Genomic DNA, 17,594 nt, shown 5'->3' with positions numbered 1-17,594 from the left:
GTTCCGGTGCCAGAGCGTAGCGAAGACGGCCGCTTCATGCCTCGGTCTCCACGCCGCGCGACTTCTGCCCTTCGTCCATGATCCATTCGCGAAACGCCGCGAAGGCCGGCAGGTCGAGGCGGTCGGGCCGGTAGCACAGGTAGTGGCCCTGGTCCACGCGCACCGGCGTGCCGCAGGGGCTCAGCAGCGCGCCTTCGGCCAGCTCTTCCTGCACCAGCAGTTTCGGCACGAGTCCGATGCCCAGCCCGTTGAGCGCCGCCTGGATCAGCGCCGAGTACTGCGCGAAGCGCGGCCCGGCCACGGTCTGCACCTCGGGCACGCCGTGTTGCGCGGCCCACTGGCGCCAGGCGGTGGGCGCGCCCTCGTGGTGCAGCAAGGTGTGGCCGACGATGTCGATGGGCTGCACGATGCGATGCCGCCCCTCGACCAGCGCGCGAGCCACGATCAGCACGAACTCGCGCCCCGCGATGTATTCGGACACCACGCCGGGCCAGCCGTCGGGGCCGTAGCGGATGGCGGCATCGACGCCGGCCGGGATGCCGTCGCTGGGCTCCAGGTGGCGGCTGAAGCTCAGCATGACGTGGCGGCTCTTCTGGCTGAAGGCCGGCAGGCGCGGAATGAGCCATTTGGTGAGGAAGGTGGGCACGCTGGCCAGCGTGAGCAGGCCGGCGCCGGCATCGCCCGAGCGCGCCTCGAAGGTCGCGGTCTCGATGGCGCGCAGGCCGCCCGATATCTTCTGCCAGTACACGCGCCCCTGCGGCGTGAGCTGCACGCCGCGGCCGTTCTTCTGCAGCAGCTCGCGGCCCAGGAAAGCCTCGAGCCCCGCGATCTGCTTGCTGACGGCGCTCACGGTGATGCACAGGGCACCGGCCGCGAGCGTGATGCTCTGCTGGCGCGCCACGGCGTCGAAGGCCAGCAGTTCCTGGATGGTGGGGCAGTCGCGTTTCATGCCTGGCTCCGGTTGATGAAAGTCGTGTGAAAAACACTTGCCGATTGCTCAAGTGTCGTCATCCAACTTTCACCCATAAGTGTGCATCTGCTTCCTAGAATTCGCTGGAACGCGGCAATCCGCCGTGGGCAAAAAGTAGAGCATCCGGAAAGTATGCCGGGTGCGCAAGACCTTCGGAGACACCCCCTTGATTCGCGGCATCTCGCTCGTCTACGGCCTGTACCTGCTGCTGCCCATCGCCCTGCTGGCGATCGGCAGCTTCGGCGGCAACTGGACCAACACGCTGCTGCCCACGGGCGTCACCGGGCAGTGGTATGTCGACCTGTGGCTCGACACCTCGTTCCGCAAGGCCTTCGTGAGCAGCCTCGTGGTGGCGATGGCGGCCTGCGCGATCAACACGGTGCTGGCGCTGCCGCTGGCCTATGCGCTGTACCACGGCGCGCGGCGCGGCAGCAGCATCGCGGCGCGCATCGTGAGCGCCACGCCGGTCGCGGTGCCGACCATCACGCTGGCCTTCGGCTACATGATCGTGTTCAACACCGACCTCGCGCCATGGTTGGGCTCGATGCCGCTGCTGATCGCCGCGCACGCGATCCTCACGCTGCCCTACCTCACGAACACGCTGCTCACCGACCTGCGCCACCTGGACCTCGGGCGGCTCGAGCAGGCGGCCGCCACGCTCGGCGCCTCGGGCTGGCAGCAGTTCACCGGCATCGTGCTGCCCAGCCTGCGCCAGAGCCTGATCAGCGGGCTGGTGATGGTGGCGGCCATCTCGGTGGGCGAGTTCGGGCTGTCGAACCTGCTCACGAGCTTCCAGAACCGCACCTACCCGGTGGTGCTGCTGCAGGCCTTCTACGGCGCGACGGGCTTTGCCTGCGCGGCGACCGTCATCCTTCTCGTGCTGGCGAGCGCGTCGGCCCTTCTTTCCTCTTCTCTGGTGAAGCAGCGCGCATGAGCCTCTTACTCGACAACGTCAGCTACAACTACCCCGGCAGCACGCACGGCCTGCACGACGTGTCGCTCGACGTGCGCACGGGCGAACTCGTCGCGGTGATCGGGCCCAGCGGCTCGGGCAAGTCGACGCTGCTCAAGCTGGTGGCGGGGCTGGAGACCGGTCACACGGGCCGCATCGTGCTCGGCGGCGACGACATGTCGCGCACGCCGGTGCATCAGCGCCACATCGGCATGGTGTTCCAGAGCTATGCGCTCTTTCCGCATCTGAGCGTGCTCGACAACGTGGCCTACGGGCTCAAGCTGCGCAAGGTGGACACGGCCCCGCGCCGCCAGCGCGCGCAGGAGCTGCTCGACATCGTCGGGCTGGGCGACCATGCACAGCGCGCCGTGGCGCAGCTCTCGGGCGGCCAGCAGCAGCGCGTAGCACTGGCCCGTGCGCTCGCCATCGATCCGCGTGCGCTGCTGCTCGACGAGCCGCTGTCGGCGCTCGACGCCAGCGTGCGCGGCCACCTGCGCGACCAGATCCGGTCGATCCAGCAGCGCTTCAACGCGACCACGCTGCTGGTCACGCACGACCAGGAAGAAGCGCTGGTGATGGCCGACCGCGTGGCGATGCTGAAAGACGGCCGCCTGCTGCAGATCGCCACGCCGCGCGAGATCTACGAGCACCCCGCGAGCCGCGCGGTGGCCGAGTTCGTCGGGCTCTCGACCATCCTGCCCGCCAAGGTGGCGTCGCCGGGCCGGCTCGACATGGGCTTTGCCGAACTCTTCGCCGAGACCGGCAGCCGCCCCTTCGGCACGCCCGTGCATGTGCTGGTGCGGCCCGAACACATCCGGCCCGACCCGGCGCCCGACAGCGTGAACCGCCTGGCCGGCCGCACCGGCGCGCAGCGCTACCTGGGCGCGCTCACGCGCTACGACTTCGACGTGGCGGGCGCGGGCAAGCCCTTCCTCGCCGAGTCGGCCGCACCGGCGGCCGAAGCGATCGCCATCGCCCCCGAACACCTTCGCCTGCTCGACCACTGACCTTTTCCTTCCAAGGAGCCCCCCATGCAACGCAGACATCTGATCCAGGCCGCCGGCGCACTGCCCGTGCTGGCGCTCGCGCGCACCGCCTTCGCCTTCGACGGCCCCGAGCTCTACGCGGGCGAAAAAGCGCTGTACGCCGAGGCGCAGAAGGAAGGCCTGTGCGTCTCCTTCGACACCGGCCCCGAGTGGGCCAACTGGAAGTCGCTGTTCCGCGACTTCAAGAAGCGCTACCCCGAGATCGAGCTGACCTACAACGACATCGGCTCGGCCGCCACCGTGGTCGCGCTCGAGAAGACCAAGCGCCGCCCGCAGGCCGACACCGCCTACTACTTCGCAGCCTCCGCCGTCGATGCCGCGAAGAAGGACGTGGTCGCGCCCTTCAAGCCCGTCAACTTCGACAAGCTGCCCGCCGTGTTCCGCGAGGCCGAGGGCCGCTGGTTCACCATCCACACGCTCAACATCGCTTTCCTGGTCAACAAGAAGCTGGTGAAGAACGTGCCCACGGGCTGGGCCGACCTGCTCAAGCCCGAGTTCAAGAGCACGGTGGTCTACCTCGACCCGCGCTCGACCGGTATCGGCCAGGTGCTGACCTTCGCGGCGGCGTATGCCAACGGCGGCAGCGTCGACAACGTGCAGCCCGGCACCGACTACCTGGGCAAGCTGCATGCGGCCGGCAACGTGCTGCGCGTGGAAGGCACCACGCCGTATGCCAAGTTCCTCAAGGGCGAGATCCCGGTGTGGATCAGCTACGAGAACGACGGCCTCAAGGCCAAGCACGTCGACGGCATGGGGGACGCGGTCGAGGTCGTGATCCCGAAGGAGGCCAGCGTGGCCGCGCCGTACGCCATCAGCCTGGTGAAGAACGGCCCGAACCCGAACGCCGGCAAGCTGTGGCTCAACTTCATCATGAGCGAGGCGGGCCAGTCGCTGTTCGCGCAGGGCTTCGTGCGCCCCGCCGTGCCGGGCACGCCGCTCTCGGCCGATGTCGCGGCCAAGATGCCGGCCGCGCCGCAGATCAAGCCGCTGGACGTGGTGAAGGCCTCGGAGCGCAAGGCCGAGGTCGACAAGCTCTGGGCGCAGGCCGCGCTGGGCAAGTAAGAGGCCGTGATGCGACGCTTTGGCGCCTGGCCCGCGTGGGCCTTCATGGCGCTCTTCTTCGCGGTGCCGCTGGCGGCGCTGCTGCCCGAGGCCTTCGGCGAGAGCGGCAGTGCCTTCGGGCGGCTGTTCGGCAACCCGCTGTTCCTGGGCGCGCTGCGCAACACGCTGGGCCTGGGCCTGGCGGCGGGCGCGATCTCGGCGCTGGTGGGCACATGCATCGCCATCGAACTGGCGCGCCAGCCCGAAGGCCGGCGCCAATGGATGATGACGCTGCTGGGCCTGCCGCTCGCGTTCTCGGGGCTGGTGATCGCCTACGGCTTCATCCTCGCGTTCGGGCGCGCGGGCTTCGTGACGCAGCTGCTCGCGGGCCTGGGCGCCGACCCGGCCGTGATCGGCAGCTGGATCTACAGCGTGTCGGGCCTGGGGCTGGCCTATGCCTACTACCTGATCCCGCGCGTGGCGCTGTCGCTGTACCCCGTGTTCGCCAACCTCGACCTGCGCCCGGCGCAGGCGGCGCGCACGCTGGGCGCCTCGAAGGCGCGCGCCTTCCGGGACACGGTGCTGCCCGAGGTGCTGCCCTCGGTGCTGTCGAACGCCTGCATGGTGGCCGCGATTGCCATGGGCACCTACGGCACGGCGCTGGCGCTGGTGGGCACGCAGCTGAACATCCTGCCGCTGATGCTGCTCGCGCAGGTGGGCGACGGCGGGTCCGATTTCGCGGTGGCGGCGGCCCTGTCGCTGGTGCTGATGGTGGTGTGTGTGGTCGTGATGGGAGTGGGCGATGTCTTTACACGAAGGCGCGAGCGCGGTGCTGTCGGCGCCGGTCACTGAGGCGCTGACGCGCCTGGCGCAACGGCAGTGGGGGCCGCAGCGCCACCGCCAGCCGGTGGCGATGCTCGGCCCGGGCGACGGTGGCCCGGCCGAATGCGAGGCCGCCTACGCGGTGGCGCATGCGCTGGCCGGCGCGGGCATGGCGGTGGTCTGCGGCGGGCGCGGCGGCGTGATGGCCGCGGCCTCGCGCGGCGCGGTGGAAGCCGGCGGCATCGCCGTGGGCATCCTGCCCGAGGACGACGACCGCCACGCCAACGAATGGCTCAGCGTGGCCATTCCCACCGGCATGGGCGAGATGCGCAACGGCATCATCGCGCGCAGCGGCGTGTGCCTGGTCGCCATCGGCGGCAACATGGGCACGCTGTCGGAGATGGCGATGGGCCTGAAATGGGGCAAGCCGGTGTTCGTGATGCACGGCGACGTCGCCCTGCCCGGCGCGGTGCAGGCCACGGACGTGGACGACATGCTGGCCAAGGTGCTGGCCTGCCTGCTGGACTGAGGCCCGCTCACCCTGTTTCCGGCCTCCCCATCGACACGGGCGCATTGCACAATGACGGCATGCCCTACATGCCCACCTTCGTCGCTCCCGCCCGCTTCACCGACGCCGCCGAGGCGCTCGACCAGGTCAAAGCCATCTACCAGGGCGGCCTGGCCCACCTGCGCGAATCGATGCTGCGCTTCGTCGCCGGCGAGGCGCTGCCGGGCCGGGTGCGGGCCTGCTACCCGTTCGTGCGGGTGCACACGCACACCGTCTCGCGCCACACGCCGCCGGCCAACGCCGGCCTGAGCTACGGCTTCGTGGCCGGCCCCGGCCGCTACGAAACCACGCTGACGCGGCCCGACCTGTTCTCGCGCTACTACCTCGACCAGTTCCGCCTGCTGCTGGAAAACCACCAGGTCGAGATCGAGGTGGGCACCAGCACGCAGCCCATTCCGATCCACTTCTCCTTCGCCGAGAACGACCACATCGAAGGCACCATGAGCGCCGAGCGCCGCGCCCTCATGCGCGACGTGTTCGACCTGCCCGACCTGGGCGCCATGGACGACGGCATTGCCAACGGCACCTTCGAGGCGCTGCCCGGCGAGCCGCAGCCGCTGTCGCTGTTCACGGCGGCGCGCGTCGACTACTCGCTGCACCGCCTGCGCCACTACACGGGCACGGCGCCCGAGTGGTTCCAGAACTTCGTGCTGTTCACCAACTACCAGTTCTACATCGACGAGTTCGTGCGCCTGGGCCACGAGGCCATGGCCGATGAGAACAGCGAGTACATCGCCTTCATCGAGCCCGGCAACGTGATCACGCGCCGGCGCGGGCTGGCCGCGGGCCACAGCGACACCTTCGCCCACCTGCTGGACGGCAGCCAGGGCACCGCGCCGCCGCGCCTGCCGCAGATGCCGGCCTACCACCTGGTGCGCGAGGACTACAGCGGCATCACCATGACCAACATCGGCGTGGGCCCGGCCAACGCCAAGACCATCACCGACCACATCGCCGTGCTGCGCCCGCACGCCTGGATGATGCTGGGCCACTGCGCCGGCCTGCGCAACACGCAGCAGCTGGGTGACTACGTGCTGGCCCACGCCTACGTGCGCGAGGACCACGTGCTCGACGAGGAACTGCCGCTGTGGGTGCCGATCCCGGCGCTGTCGGAGATCCAGCTGGCGCTCGAGCAGGCGGTGGCCGACGTCACGAAGTGCGAAGGCCCCGACCTGAAGACGATCATGCGCACCGGCACCGTGGCCAGCACCGACAACCGCAACTGGGAGCTGCTGCCCGGCAACCAGCCGCAGCGCCGCTTCAGCCAGAGCCGCGCCGTGGCGCTGGACATGGAAAGCGCGACCATCGCGGCCAACGGCTTCCGCTTCCGGGTGCCCTACGGCACGCTGCTGTGCGTGAGCGACAAGCCGCTGCACGGCGAGATCAAGCTGCCCGGCATGGCCAACCACTTCTACCGCGAACGCGTGGAACAGCACCTGCGCATCGGCATGCGCGCCATCGAGATCCTGCGCCAGGAAGGCACGACCCGGCTGCACAGCCGCAAGCTGCGAAGCTTCGCGGAAGTGGCTTTCCAGTAGGCTCCGACGCCTTTCGCCCCTTTGTCCCCTCAGGGTTTCTCCCTGTGCGGGCGAGGGCGTGTTTGCCTTGTTTCGCGGACATCATTGGCTGTCACGTACACAACTGGAAACACGATGCGCCCGTCTTCGCCGCCTGCCGCCGCCCTTCCCCTGTCCCGCCGCCGCTTCGGCACCTGGCTGGCAGCCTCGGCCGCTGCCGCCGGTGCGGGCCAGGCCGCGCTGTGGGCCGGCAACGCCCGCGCGGCCGACGCGCCGCTGAGCAGCAAGCTGCGCATCGTCATTCCCGCCAACGAAGGCGGCGGCTGGGACCAGACCGGCCGCGCCCTCGGCGCCGCCCTGCTGGCCTCGGGCGCCGTGGGCACCGTCACCTACGAGAACATCGGCGGCAAGGGCGGCACCATCGGGCTGGCCAAGTACGTCGAGAAGTACGACGCCGACCCCGAGGCGCTGCTGGTCAGCGGCATGGTGATGGTCGGCGCGGTGGCGCTGCAAAAGCCCGCCGTCACGCTGGCGCATGTCTCGCCCGTGGCGCGCCTGACCAGCGACTACGAGGTGGTCGCCGTCAAGGCCGACTCGCCCATCAAGACCCCCAAGGACCTCGTCGCCCAGCTGCGCGCCGATGCCGCCAACACGGTCATCGCGGGCGGCTCGGCCGGCGGCGTGGACCACATGTTCGCCGGCATGCTGGCGCGCGTGGCCGGCGCCTCGGCGTCGCTGAACTACCAGCCGCACCCGGGCGGCGCGCAGGTGGTCGAGGCGCTCGAGACGGGCAAGGCGGCGGTCGGCATCTCGGGCTACAGCGAGTTCGCCGAGAACATCGCCAACGGCAAGCTGCGCGCCATCGGCGTGTCGTCCAAGCACCCGTTCCAGGGGATCGCCTCGGTGCGCCAGCAGGGCGTGGACGCCGACCTGGCCAACTGGCGCGGCGTGATGACCGGCAAGAAGGTGCCGCCCTACCGCCGCGGCCAGCTGCTCGAGGCGGTGCAACGCGCCACCACGCACGACCTCTGGCAGAAGACCATCAAGCGCAACAACTGGGACCCGTACTGGATGGCGGGGAAGGACTTCGAGAGCTTTCTCGAACTCGACACGGCGATGGCCGGCCCGCTGATCTATCTGCTCAAGCTGAAGGCCTGAGCGCCTTCGCCCTCAGGCGAACAACTCCGGCATCTCGCGCTGCGCCTTCGGCGTGAGCGTGAGCGCGCGCCCGTCGAGTTCCTGTCGCACCCAGCCGCGCCGCAGCGACAGCTGCAGCCACGCGGCGCCGAGTGCGCCGCCCAGGTGCGGGCGGCGTTCGCTCCAGTCGAGGCAGGCGCAGGCGAAGCGGCGGCGCGAGCGGCGCACGGCGTCGACCTCGACGCCCAGGCTCTCCAGCGCGATGGCGCCGTCGGGCGTGAGTTCGTACGAGCCGCTCGCCAGGCCGCTGAGCCAGCCCTGCGCATGCAGCCGGTCGTGCAGCGCGACGCCCGCGGTGCCGGCCATGTGGTCGTAGCAGGTGCGGGCGCTGCGCAGGCGGCTCGGCGTGTTGGGCTGGAAGGCGGTGGCCGCGGGGCGCGGCGCGCCGGCCACGACCATGAGGCTTTCGAGCGCGGCGGCCACGTCGTCGCTGGCCAGGCGGAAGTAGCGATGCTTGCCTTGCACGAGCACCTCGACCAGCCGCTCTTCCTTCAGGCGCGCGAGGTGCGCGCTCGCGGTCGAGGCCGCCACCTCGGCCACGGTGGCGAGCTCGGTCGCGGTGCGGGCGTGGCCGTCCATCAGGCAGTTCAGCATGCGGGCACGGGCCGGCTCGGCGATGGCGCCGGCGAGGCGGGCGAGCTGGAAGTCGGAAGCGGTGGTGTCGTCCATGCGGGCATCCTAAGGCGACGCCGCATCCCACACTTCGTTCGCGGCCGAAGTGTGTCGGCGGCCACGAACGCACACTGCGCGCCATGAACACCGCCGCGCTCACCCACCACCCCGCCGACCCGGTCGCCGCCGCCACGCATGCCGACCCGTACCCGTACTACGCCACGCTGCGCGACGGCCCGCTGCTCGCGTGGCACGAGGGCTTGCGCGTGTGGGTCGCGAGCCGCGCCGATGTCGTCATGCGGGTGCTGCAGGCCCACGGCGCGCTGCGCGTGCGCCCCGCCGCCGAGCCCGTGCCGCGCGCGATCATGGGCAGCCCGGCGGGCGAGGTGTTCGGCCACCTCGTGCGCATGAACGACGGCCCCGCGCACCAGGCGCACCGGCCGGCCTTGCAGCGCGCGCTGGCCGGGCTCGACCTGCAGGCGGCGCACGCCGCCGCGCTCGACGTGGCGCGGCAACTGCCCGCGCAGGCGCCGCTGTCCGAGGCGCTGTTTTCGCTGCCCGTGCGGGCGATGGCCCACCTGCTGGGCTTCGACGATGCGACCTTGCCGCAGGTGGACCGCTGGATGCGCGACTTCGTCGCCTGCCTCTCGCCGCTGTCGAACGCCGACCAGTTGCAGGCGGCGAGCATGGCGGCCGGCGAACTGATGAACCGTTTCGAAACCCTGAGCGCGAACGCTTTGCCGCGCGACGGCACGCTGCTGGCAGCGGTGCTGGCCGAAAGCGCGGCCAGCGCGCCGCTCTCGCGCGCGCTGCTGGCGAACCTCGTGGGCCTGCTCTCGCAAACCTGCGACGCCACGGCGGGCCTGCTGGGCAACAGCCTGATCGCGCTGGTGCGCGAGCCCGCGCTGCGCCCGTTAACTCGCACGCGCGACGGGTTGCTCGCCATCGTCGAGGAGACGTCGCGCCACGATCCGTCGGTGCAGAACACGCGCCGCTTCGCGATCGAACCCATCGAGATCGCTGGCACCTCGCTGGCGGCGGGCGATGCGGTGCTGGTGCTGCTGGCCTCGGCGCAGCGCGATCCGGTGTTCAACCCCGATCCCGACCGCTTCATGCCCGTGCGCGCGCAGCGCCGCGTGCTCGGCTTCGGCCATGGCATGCATGCGTGCCCTGGGCAGGCGCTGGCCTGCACGCTGGCTGCTGCTGGCCTCGAAGCGCTGCTGCGCCAACACAGCGCCTCCGATCTCGACACGCTCGGCTGGCACTACCGCCCATCGGTCAACGGGCGCATTCCCGTCTTCGACTGAGTCAGTGCGCGGCCCAGCGCCCCGTGCCTGCCAAGTGCGGCGACAACGCAGCCTCGCCCCAACGCAACGGCAGCGCCGCCGGACGGCGCAGCGCGCGCGTGACGTGAAAGCGCATGAGCCGCTCCGCGCCCTCGAACGCCGCCACCTCGGCCCCCTCCGTGACGATCTCCGCCGCGGCGCCCAGGTGCAGCAGCTCGCCGGTGTCGAAATCGACGAACAGCAGGCCCGCGCGCGGATGCGCCTGCAGGTTGCCCAGCGTGTTGAAGAAGCGGTTGCCGTTGAAATCGGGCACCGTGAGCACGCCGCCCGCATCGACGCGCACGAAGCCCGGCCGACCGCCGCGATGCGACACGTCGACGCCGTGCGAGCGCGCATCGGCCGCGTCGCCCGCCGCCACCGCGTCGGGATACGCCGTGGCGATGAACAGCGTGTCGGCCGCGCCGATGAGCCGCTCGGCCGCGAGGTCGAGCGTGTCGAGCCACTGCACGGCGGGCTCGTTGGCCGGCGGCGCAGCGAACACCGGCTCGCGCGCCTGGATGTAGCGCGGGCAGTTGCCGAAGCTTTGCTGCACCTCGACCATGAAGCCCGCCGCGTCGAGCGCCTCGACCGTGCCGTTCATGCGGTTGCGCCGCCGCGTGTGCGGCTGGATGCCCAGCAGCCCAAGCGTGGCACCGGGCGCGAGCTGGCCGACGAGCGGATCGCCGGCGCCCGGCAGTGCATCGATGCGCAGGTGCGTCGCGTCGGGCGAGTGCGCAAAGCCGGCGGGCGCGGCGAGCATGCTGGCCCACGGCTGCAGGTCGGCGTCGAGGCTGCCGACCACGAGGAACGGCAGCAGCGAGAAGAACTCGCGGTGCTGGTCGGGCATGTAGTCGCGGATCACGCGCGGGCCCACCGCCTCCATCTGCTCGCGCGAGCCCACGAGCGATTGCAGCGCGCGCTCGCCGGCGTGGAAGGGCGCGGCGATCATGACGCCACCGCCAGGCCGACCGGCGAACGCACCATCGGCACGAACCCGGGCAAGGCTTCCACGCGCGCCAGCCAGGCACGCAGCTGCGGGTAAGCGTCGAGCGACACGCTGCCTTCGGGCGCGTGCGCCACGTAGGCGTAGTTCGCGATGTCGGCCAGCGTGGCCGACGGGCCCGCGAGGAAGGGCTGTTCGGACAGGCAGGTTTCCATCACCGCGAGCAGCGCGTGCGAGCGCTTGACGGTCTCGGTGCGGTCGGCGTCCACGCCGAACAGCACCATGATGCGCGCCGCCGCCGGGCCGTAGGCCAGCGGGCCGGCCGCCACCGAGAACCAGCGCTGCACGCGCGCCGCGCCCACCGGGTCGCGCGGCATCCAGCGCGCCGGGTCGGGGGCGTAGCGTTCGTTGAGGTACACGAGGATGGCGTTGGAGTCGGCCAGCGTGACCTCGCCGTCCTCGATCACCGGCACCTGGCCGAAGGAGTTGCGCGCCAGGAACTCCGGCGTGCGGTGCTCGCGCTGGCGCAGGTTGAGCTCGACGATCTCGAAGGGCAGGCCCAGCACCGAGAGGAAGAAGCGCACGCGGTGCACGTGGCCCGAGATGGCGCTGCCGAAGAGCTGGATGGGCTGGGCGGGCTGGCGGGTGTTGGTGCTGTTCTCGGTCATGAAGAGTCCTTCGGGTGGGTATGGCCTCGATTCTTCTCTCTTCCACCAAATGAATGAATAGCCTTTGCCGGATTTGACTGCTGCGTTTTCCGGTTTAATCGCGCCATGGATCGCTTCAAAGCCATGCAGACCTTCGTGCAGATTGCCGACCAGGGCAGCCTGACCCGCGCCGCCGAGGCGCTCGGCAGTTCGCTGCCCGCCGTGGTGCGCGCGCTCGCCGCGCTCGAGGCGCACCTGGGCGTGCGCCTTTTTCACCGCACCACGCGGCGCCTGTCGCTCACCGAGGAAGGCCGTCACTACCTGCCGAGCGCGCGCGAGGTGCTGCTCGCGGCCGACGCCGCCGACCAGGCGCTGAAGGCCGAGGCGCGCGAGCCCGCCGGGCAGCTGGTCATCACCGCGCCGGTGCTGTTCGGCCACATGTACGTGGCGCCCGCCATCGTGCGCTTCATGCAGCGCCACGAGAAGGTGCGCTGCAGCGTGCGGCTGCACGACCGCACGGTGAATTTGCTCGAGGAGGGCATCGATGTCGGCATCCGCATCAGCCCGCTCGAAGACTCGTCGCTGGTGGCGCAGACGCTGGGCACCATCCGCCGCGTGGTGGTGGCCAGCCCCGCCTTCCTGGCGCAGCACGGCGTGCCGCGCCATCCGCGCGACCTGGCGGGCGCGCCTTGCGTGCGCGGGCGCATCGATGCACCGTCGCAATGGGCGTTCCGCGATGGTGGCAAGACCGTGCACGTGACGCCCGACAACCGCCTGGAGTTGAACCACCTCGCACCCGCCATCGAGGCCTGCGCCGCGGGCATGGGCTTCGGCACTTTTTTCTCCTACCAGGTGCTGCCGCACGTGGCGCAGGGTCGGCTGCAGCTGGTGCTCGAAGACTACGAGCCCGCGCCCCGGCCTGTGAGCGTGATCTACCCGAACGCGCGGCTGCTGCCGGCGCGCACGCGGGCCTTCATCGACTGGATGAAAACCGAGTTCAGCGGCTTGCGCATGTAGCTGCTGCGCCAATCGGCCGGCTGCGTCAGAATGGCCGCGTGCCATCCCACACCTCCCCCTCCTCGCCTTCCTCTTCGTCTTCTTCCCCGTTGTTCCAGGTCCGTGGGCTGCGCAAGCGCTACGGCGAGACCACGGTCGTCGACGACCTCTCGTTCGAGATCGCGCCTGGCGAGTGCCTGGGCGTGATCGGGCCGAACGGTGCGGGCAAGACCACCACCATCCGCATGTGCCTGGGCCTCACCGCCCCCGACGGCGGCAGCATCGAGGCGCTGGGCCTGCAGATGCCGCGCGACGCGCTGGCCATCAAGGCGCAGCTGGGCGTGGTGTCGCAGTTCGACACCCTCGACCCCGACTTCAGCTGCGCCGAGAACCTCGTGGTGTACGGCCGCTACTTCGGTTTCAGCAAGGCGCATGTGCGTGCGCGCGTGCCGCAGCTGCTGGAGTTCGCCGCGCTCTCGCACAAGGCCGATGCCAAGCCCGGCGAGTTGTCGGGCGGCATGCGCCGACGCCTGTCGCTGGCGCGCGCGCTGGTGAACGACCCCAAGTTGCTGCTGCTCGACGAGCCCACCACCGGGCTTGACCCGCAGGCGCGGCACCTGATGTGGGAGCGGCTGCAGGTGCTGTTGCAGCAGGGCAAGTCGATCCTGTTGACCACGCACTTCATGGACGAAGCCGAGCGCCTGTGTTCGAGGCTGCTGGTGCTCGACCATGGCCGCAAGATTGCCGAGGGCCGTCCGCGTGACCTGATTGCCGAGCATCTGGAGCCTGATGTGGTCGAGGTGTATGGCAATGGGGCACTGTCGCTTGCCGGGTCGGCCGAGCTGCAGGCGCTGGCTGCGCGTGTGGAGGTGAGCGGCGAGACCGTGTTCTTCTACACGCAGGATGCGCGGCGTCTGCTCGACGCGTTGACGCAGCATGGCGGACTGCGCACCTTTCATCGGCCGGCCAATCTGGAAGATCTTTTCCTCAAGCTCACCGGTCGGCAGATTCGCCAGGATGGCTAGGCCTTCTTTCTATGAATACAACCACAGCTTCTTCTGCCGTTTCTCCCGACTCACCTGTGCCGCCTTCACCCTCCGTGTGGCGCGCGCCCGAGCTGTCGATGCGATGGTGGCCGGTGTTTTTGCGCAACCTGCTGGTGTGGCGCAAGCTGGCGCTGCCGAGCCTGATCGGGAACATCGCGGAGCCGCTGATCTGGCTGGTGGCGTTTGGCTACGGCATGGGCGCACTCGTCGGGCAGGTGACGGTGGATGGCACGCAGGTGCCGTACATCCTGTTCCTGGCGAGTGGGTCGATCTGCATGAGCGCGATGAATGCGGCGAGCTTCGAGGCGCTGTATTCGGCGTTTTCTCGGATGCATGTGCAGAAGACTTGGGACGGGATCATGAATGCGCCGGTGGGGCTGGATGACATCGTGCTCGCGGAGATGCTGTGGGCGGCGTTCAAGTCGATCTTTACTGTGACTGCGATCTTGTTTGTGATGCTTGGACTTGGGATCAGTCACAGCCCCAAGTTGATCGTGGCCTGGATGGTGTTGATCGGGTGTGGGATCACGTTTTCTTCTGTGGCGTTGATCTTCAATGCGTTGGCTAAGGGGTATGACTTTTTTACCTACTACTTCACGCTGTTCATGACGCCGATGATGTTTTTGAGTGGGGTGTTTTTTCCGTTGGAGCAGCTGCCTTCTGTGGTGCGTGCTGTGGCTGCTTGGTTGCCTTTGACGAATGCTGTTGCTTTGGTGCGGCCGTTGTTTATGGATCGGTGGCCTGAGGGGTGGTGGGTGCATGCGGGTGTTTTGGTTGTGTATGCGGTTGTGGCTTTCTGGATTGCTTTGGCGTTGACTCGGAAGAGGTTTCGGGGGTGATTTTTAGAGGGTGACCTGGTTTGCTTCCCGAGGCCGGGTCTCGGCCCGGCGGCCGACCTACTTTTCTTTGCTTCGCCAAAGAAACGTAGGCAAAAGAAAGGCGACCCTACTGTCTGCGTCCCTCCGCTTCGCTACGGGCAACCTGCGGTGCTCACGTTTCGCGGGGTCTCGCCCAAACTCGCTTCGCTCAAACAAGGGCGAGCCCTGATCCGCGAAACGCTGCGCTCCTCGGCGCAGCCAGAAGGGCTTTGGATACCAGCGGGCCATCGCTTCGCTCGGCCAGTGGGCCGCAGCAGGCGCTTCGCGCCTGCTGCGGCGAGGATTGGTCATGGCGTTGGTCCTTGCATGAGCGCATGCGTGTGCGTTCATACAGATGCGGATGTGCCTGCGACCACCACCACCACCACCACCACCACCACCACCACCACCACGAGCACAAACGCAGGCTTCGGCTGTTGGTAGTTCCCAGGCCGAGCGAAGCGACGGCCCGCCCGGTATCAAAGCCCCTCTGGCTGCGCCGAGGAGCGGAGCGTTTCGCGGATCAGGGCTCGCAGCTGTTTGAGCGAAGCGAGTTCTGCGAGACCCCGCGAAACGTGAGCACCGCAGGTTGCCCGTAGCGAAGCGCAGGGTCGCAGACAGTGGGGTCGCCTTTTCTTTGCTTACTTTCTTTTGGCGAAGCAAAAGAAAGTGAGTCGCCCGCCGGGGCGAGTCCCGGCCTCGGGAAGCAAAACGACCACCATCCCAAGTCACCCAAAACAACTACATTGCACACAATTTAATTGCGAACTACAATTCAACCCATGCCAACGAAACCCAACACAGACGACCTGCTCAAGCTAGACAACCAGCTCTGCTTCGCCGTCTACTCCGCCTCCTTGGCAATGACCCGTCTCTACAAGCCGTTGCTAGAAAAGCTCCAGCTCACCTACCCCCAATACCTCGTGATGCTCGCCCTCTGGGAGCAAGACGGCCCCACCGTCTCCGCCCTCGGCGAGCGTCTCTCGCTAGATTCCGGCACCCTCACCCCGCTCCTCAAGCGCCTCGAAGCCAACGGCTACGTATCCCGAGTCCGCGACGTCGCAGACGAGCGCCGCGTCCACATCACGCTCACCACCGCAGGCCGCAAGCTCAAGTCCCGCGCCGCCAACGTCCCCGAGTGCCTCATGGCCGCCGCCGAATGCTCCGTCCCCGAGCTGATCGCCCTCACGCAGCAGATCCAGACCCTGCGCGACCGCATCCGCAAAGCCGCCTGACACACAACCCCTCCAGAGTTCTCCCCGGCTTCGTGAGAAGAAGCCCTTTCATCACCACTCCCCTGACCAAAGGAAATCACCATGACCACCAAGCTCGACAAAGTTCTCTACACCGCAGAAGCCCACACCGTCGGCGGCCGTGACGGCGCCGGCAAGTCCAGCGATGGCGCCATCGACGTCAAGCTGAGCTCGCCCGGCTCGGGCAAGCCCGGCACCAACCCCGAGCAGCTGTTCGCGGTCGGCTACGCCGCCTGCTTCATCGGCGCCATGAAGGCCGTCGGCCCGAAGATCAGCGTCAAGGTGCCGGAAGAAGTCGCCATCGACTCGAAGGTCTCCCTCGGCCCGACGAACGGCGGCGCGGCCTACGGCATCTCGGTGCAGCTGGCGATCTCGCTGCCCGGCCTCGACGACGCACAGAAGAAGCTGCTGGTCGACACCGCCCACCAGGTCTGCCCCTACTCGAACGCCACCCGCGGCAACATCGACGTGGAACTGACCATCGTCTGATTCCGTTCTGACGGTTTCACGAAAAAAAGCGCCCCGGCCCCAAGCCCGGGCGCTTTTTTCATGTCTGTCTCACGGGTGACGCCGAAACGCACGCCGAGATAGCGCCTTTCACCAAGCTTGGCTAATGTGGCCGCACGTCTCGCCCGTCCCGCCACCCGTCTTCAACACACACCCGTGGAGATCGACCCCATGAGCACCACCCACCTCCTGATCCGCAAAGACCAGCTGGCCACCACGCGCCTGCACACCGACACCACCGAACGGCCGCTGGCCGACGGCCAGGTGCGCGTGCGCATCGACAGCTTTGCGCTCACCTCCAACAACATCACCTACGCCGCCTTCGGCGATGCGATGAGCTACTGGCAGTTCTTTCCCTCCGAGGAAGAAGGCTGGGGCAGCATCCCGGTGTGGGGCTTTGCCAGCGTGGTGCAGTCGCAGCACCCGGGCGTGGCCGTGGGCGAACGGATCTACGGCTACTGGCCGATGTCCACGAGCGCGGTGCTCAGCCCCGACCGGCTCTCGCCCTCGCGCTTCACCGACGCGGCGGCGCACCGCGCCGAGCTGCCCGCGGTCTACAACCAGTACTTCCGCTGCAACGCCGACCCGCTGTACACCACCGACACCGAAGACCTGCAGGCGCTGCTGCGCCCGCTGTTCATCACCTCGTGGCTGATCGACGACTTCATGGCCGACAACGATTTCTTCGGTGCCACCACCATGCTGCTGTCGAGCGCCTCGAGCAAGACGGCCTACGGCACGGCCTTCCAGCTGCACCAGCGCGACGGCATCGAGGTGGTCGGGCTCACCTCGCCCGCCAACGTGGCCTTCTGCCAGAGCCTGGGCTGCTACGACCGCGTGGTGACCTACGACGCGCTGGACACCATCGCGGCCGACACCCCGTGCGTGTACATCGACTTCGCCGGCAACGGCGAGCTGCGCACCGCGATCCACGAGCGCTTCACCAACCTGAAGTACAGCAGCTCGATCGGCGGCACGCACGTGGAGCAGCTCGCCGCCAAGGGCGCGGGCAAGAGCCTGACCGGCCCGCGCGCCACGCTGTTCTTCGCGCCGGCGCAGATCAAGAAGCGCACCACCGAATGGGGCGCCGACGAGTTCGGCCGGCGCATGGTGGCCGCCTGGCACCGCTTCCTGGCCACGGTGACCGACGCCAGCAACCCCTGGCTGCACACCGAGCACCACCACGGCGGCGAGGCGGTGCAGGCCGCCTACGCGCAGGTGCTGGCGGGCAAGGGCGACCCGCGCACCGGCCATATCCTTTCGCTTTACAAACAAGCGGGCGCTCGCTGACCCGC

At 68.8% G+C, this 17,594-nt stretch carries 18 protein-coding genes; 14 read left to right on the top strand and 4 right to left on the bottom strand.

What is annotated here, in order from left to right; genetic code table 11:
- Positions 1-34: 34 nt before the first annotated feature.
- Complete coding sequence (locus AC1RAA_RS21700; protein WP_070061858.1) at positions 35-949, bottom strand: LysR substrate-binding domain-containing protein; 915 nt, start codon at positions 947-949, stop codon at positions 35-37.
- Between the two features lie 187 nt (positions 950-1,136).
- On the opposite strand from AC1RAA_RS21700, the gene AC1RAA_RS21695 reads away from it, so the two are divergent.
- The 7 genes from AC1RAA_RS21695 to AC1RAA_RS21665 all read left to right on the top strand — a co-directional run bounded on the left by AC1RAA_RS21695 (position 1,137) and on the right by AC1RAA_RS21665 (position 8,074).
- Complete coding sequence (locus AC1RAA_RS21695; protein WP_070061918.1) at positions 1,137-1,904, top strand: ABC transporter permease; 768 nt, start codon at positions 1,137-1,139, stop codon at positions 1,902-1,904.
- Positions 1,901-2,929 carry an ABC transporter ATP-binding protein gene (locus tag AC1RAA_RS21690; protein ID WP_492730559.1) on the top strand — a complete coding sequence of 343 codons (1,029 nt, stop codon included), beginning with the start codon at positions 1,901-1,903 and terminating at the stop codon, positions 2,927-2,929. The genes AC1RAA_RS21695 and AC1RAA_RS21690 overlap by 4 nt, the downstream gene beginning before the upstream one ends.
- A gap of 24 nt (positions 2,930-2,953) precedes the next feature.
- Positions 2,954-4,030: an extracellular solute-binding protein gene (locus tag AC1RAA_RS21685; RefSeq protein ID WP_095950273.1), complete on the top strand. Its 1,077-nt coding sequence runs from the start codon at positions 2,954-2,956 to the stop codon at positions 4,028-4,030.
- A 9-nt stretch (positions 4,031-4,039) separates the two neighbouring features.
- A complete protein-coding gene (locus AC1RAA_RS21680) occupies positions 4,040-4,861 on the top strand; it encodes an ABC transporter permease (protein WP_492730557.1) in 822 nt (273 codons plus the stop codon).
- Positions 4,812-5,360, top strand: a complete 549-nt coding sequence (locus tag AC1RAA_RS21675; RefSeq protein ID WP_062481403.1) for a TIGR00725 family protein — start codon at positions 4,812-4,814, stop codon at positions 5,358-5,360. The genes AC1RAA_RS21680 and AC1RAA_RS21675 overlap by 50 nt, the downstream gene beginning before the upstream one ends.
- A 59-nt stretch (positions 5,361-5,419) precedes the next feature.
- On the top strand, positions 5,420-6,937 hold the full coding sequence (locus AC1RAA_RS21670) for an AMP nucleosidase (RefSeq protein ID WP_062481401.1): 1,518 nt from the start codon (positions 5,420-5,422) through the stop codon (positions 6,935-6,937).
- A gap of 114 nt (positions 6,938-7,051) precedes the next feature.
- Positions 7,052-8,074, top strand: a complete 1,023-nt coding sequence (locus AC1RAA_RS21665; protein WP_174250308.1) for a Bug family tripartite tricarboxylate transporter substrate binding protein — start codon at positions 7,052-7,054, stop codon at positions 8,072-8,074.
- A gap of 12 nt (positions 8,075-8,086) precedes the next feature.
- Here AC1RAA_RS21665 and AC1RAA_RS21660 read toward each other — a convergent pair whose 3' ends face one another.
- The gene (locus AC1RAA_RS21660; RefSeq protein ID WP_070061854.1) at positions 8,087-8,782 is read right to left on the bottom strand and encodes an ArsR/SmtB family transcription factor; all 696 of its coding nucleotides are present in this window, start codon (positions 8,780-8,782) and stop codon (positions 8,087-8,089) included.
- 83 nt (positions 8,783-8,865) lie between these two features.
- Between AC1RAA_RS21660 and AC1RAA_RS21655 the strand changes: the two genes are divergently transcribed.
- A complete protein-coding gene (locus AC1RAA_RS21655) occupies positions 8,866-10,032 on the top strand; it encodes a cytochrome P450 (RefSeq protein ID WP_492730555.1) in 1,167 nt (388 codons plus the stop codon).
- Between the two features lies 1 nt (position 10,033).
- Here the strand turns inward: AC1RAA_RS21655 and AC1RAA_RS21650 are convergent, their stop codons facing one another.
- The gene (locus AC1RAA_RS21650) at positions 10,034-10,999 is read right to left on the bottom strand and encodes a flavin-nucleotide-binding protein (RefSeq protein ID WP_492730553.1); all 966 of its coding nucleotides are present in this window, start codon (positions 10,997-10,999) and stop codon (positions 10,034-10,036) included.
- Positions 10,996-11,661, bottom strand: a complete 666-nt coding sequence (locus AC1RAA_RS21645) for a glutathione S-transferase family protein (RefSeq protein WP_492730551.1) — start codon at positions 11,659-11,661, stop codon at positions 10,996-10,998. The genes AC1RAA_RS21650 and AC1RAA_RS21645 overlap by 4 nt, the downstream gene beginning before the upstream one ends.
- Positions 11,662-11,766: 105 nt before the next feature.
- On the opposite strand from AC1RAA_RS21645, the gene AC1RAA_RS21640 reads away from it, so the two are divergent.
- From AC1RAA_RS21640 to AC1RAA_RS21615, 6 genes are all read left to right on the top strand, one after another.
- Positions 11,767-12,657 (top strand): LysR family transcriptional regulator, encoded by an 891-nt coding sequence (locus tag AC1RAA_RS21640; RefSeq protein ID WP_492730549.1) that lies wholly within the window; start codon positions 11,767-11,769, stop codon positions 12,655-12,657.
- Between the two features lie 38 nt (positions 12,658-12,695).
- Positions 12,696-13,661 (top strand): ATP-binding cassette domain-containing protein, encoded by a 966-nt coding sequence (locus tag AC1RAA_RS21635; protein WP_070061849.1) that lies wholly within the window; start codon positions 12,696-12,698, stop codon positions 13,659-13,661.
- A gap of 11 nt (positions 13,662-13,672) precedes the next feature.
- Positions 13,673-14,521: an ABC transporter permease gene (locus AC1RAA_RS21630; RefSeq protein ID WP_492699385.1), complete on the top strand. Its 849-nt coding sequence runs from the start codon at positions 13,673-13,675 to the stop codon at positions 14,519-14,521.
- A gap of 800 nt (positions 14,522-15,321) precedes the next feature.
- Complete coding sequence (locus AC1RAA_RS21625; protein ID WP_062481097.1) at positions 15,322-15,774, top strand: MarR family winged helix-turn-helix transcriptional regulator; 453 nt, start codon at positions 15,322-15,324, stop codon at positions 15,772-15,774.
- An 81-nt stretch (positions 15,775-15,855) separates the two neighbouring features.
- Positions 15,856-16,281, top strand: coding sequence for an organic hydroperoxide resistance protein (locus tag AC1RAA_RS21620; protein WP_062481095.1), 426 nt, complete (start codon positions 15,856-15,858; stop codon positions 16,279-16,281).
- Positions 16,282-16,470: 189 nt separating this feature from the next.
- Positions 16,471-17,589 carry a DUF2855 family protein gene (locus AC1RAA_RS21615; protein ID WP_492730546.1) on the top strand — a complete coding sequence of 373 codons (1,119 nt, stop codon included), beginning with the start codon at positions 16,471-16,473 and terminating at the stop codon, positions 17,587-17,589.
- Positions 17,590-17,594: the final 5 nt, after the last annotated feature.

The sequence above is a fragment of the Variovorax sp. GW823-FHT04F07 genome (assembly GCF_058795995.1).
The sequence above is the reverse complement of the archived record's forward strand: the minus strand, read 5'-3'. Positions and strand labels throughout refer to the sequence as shown.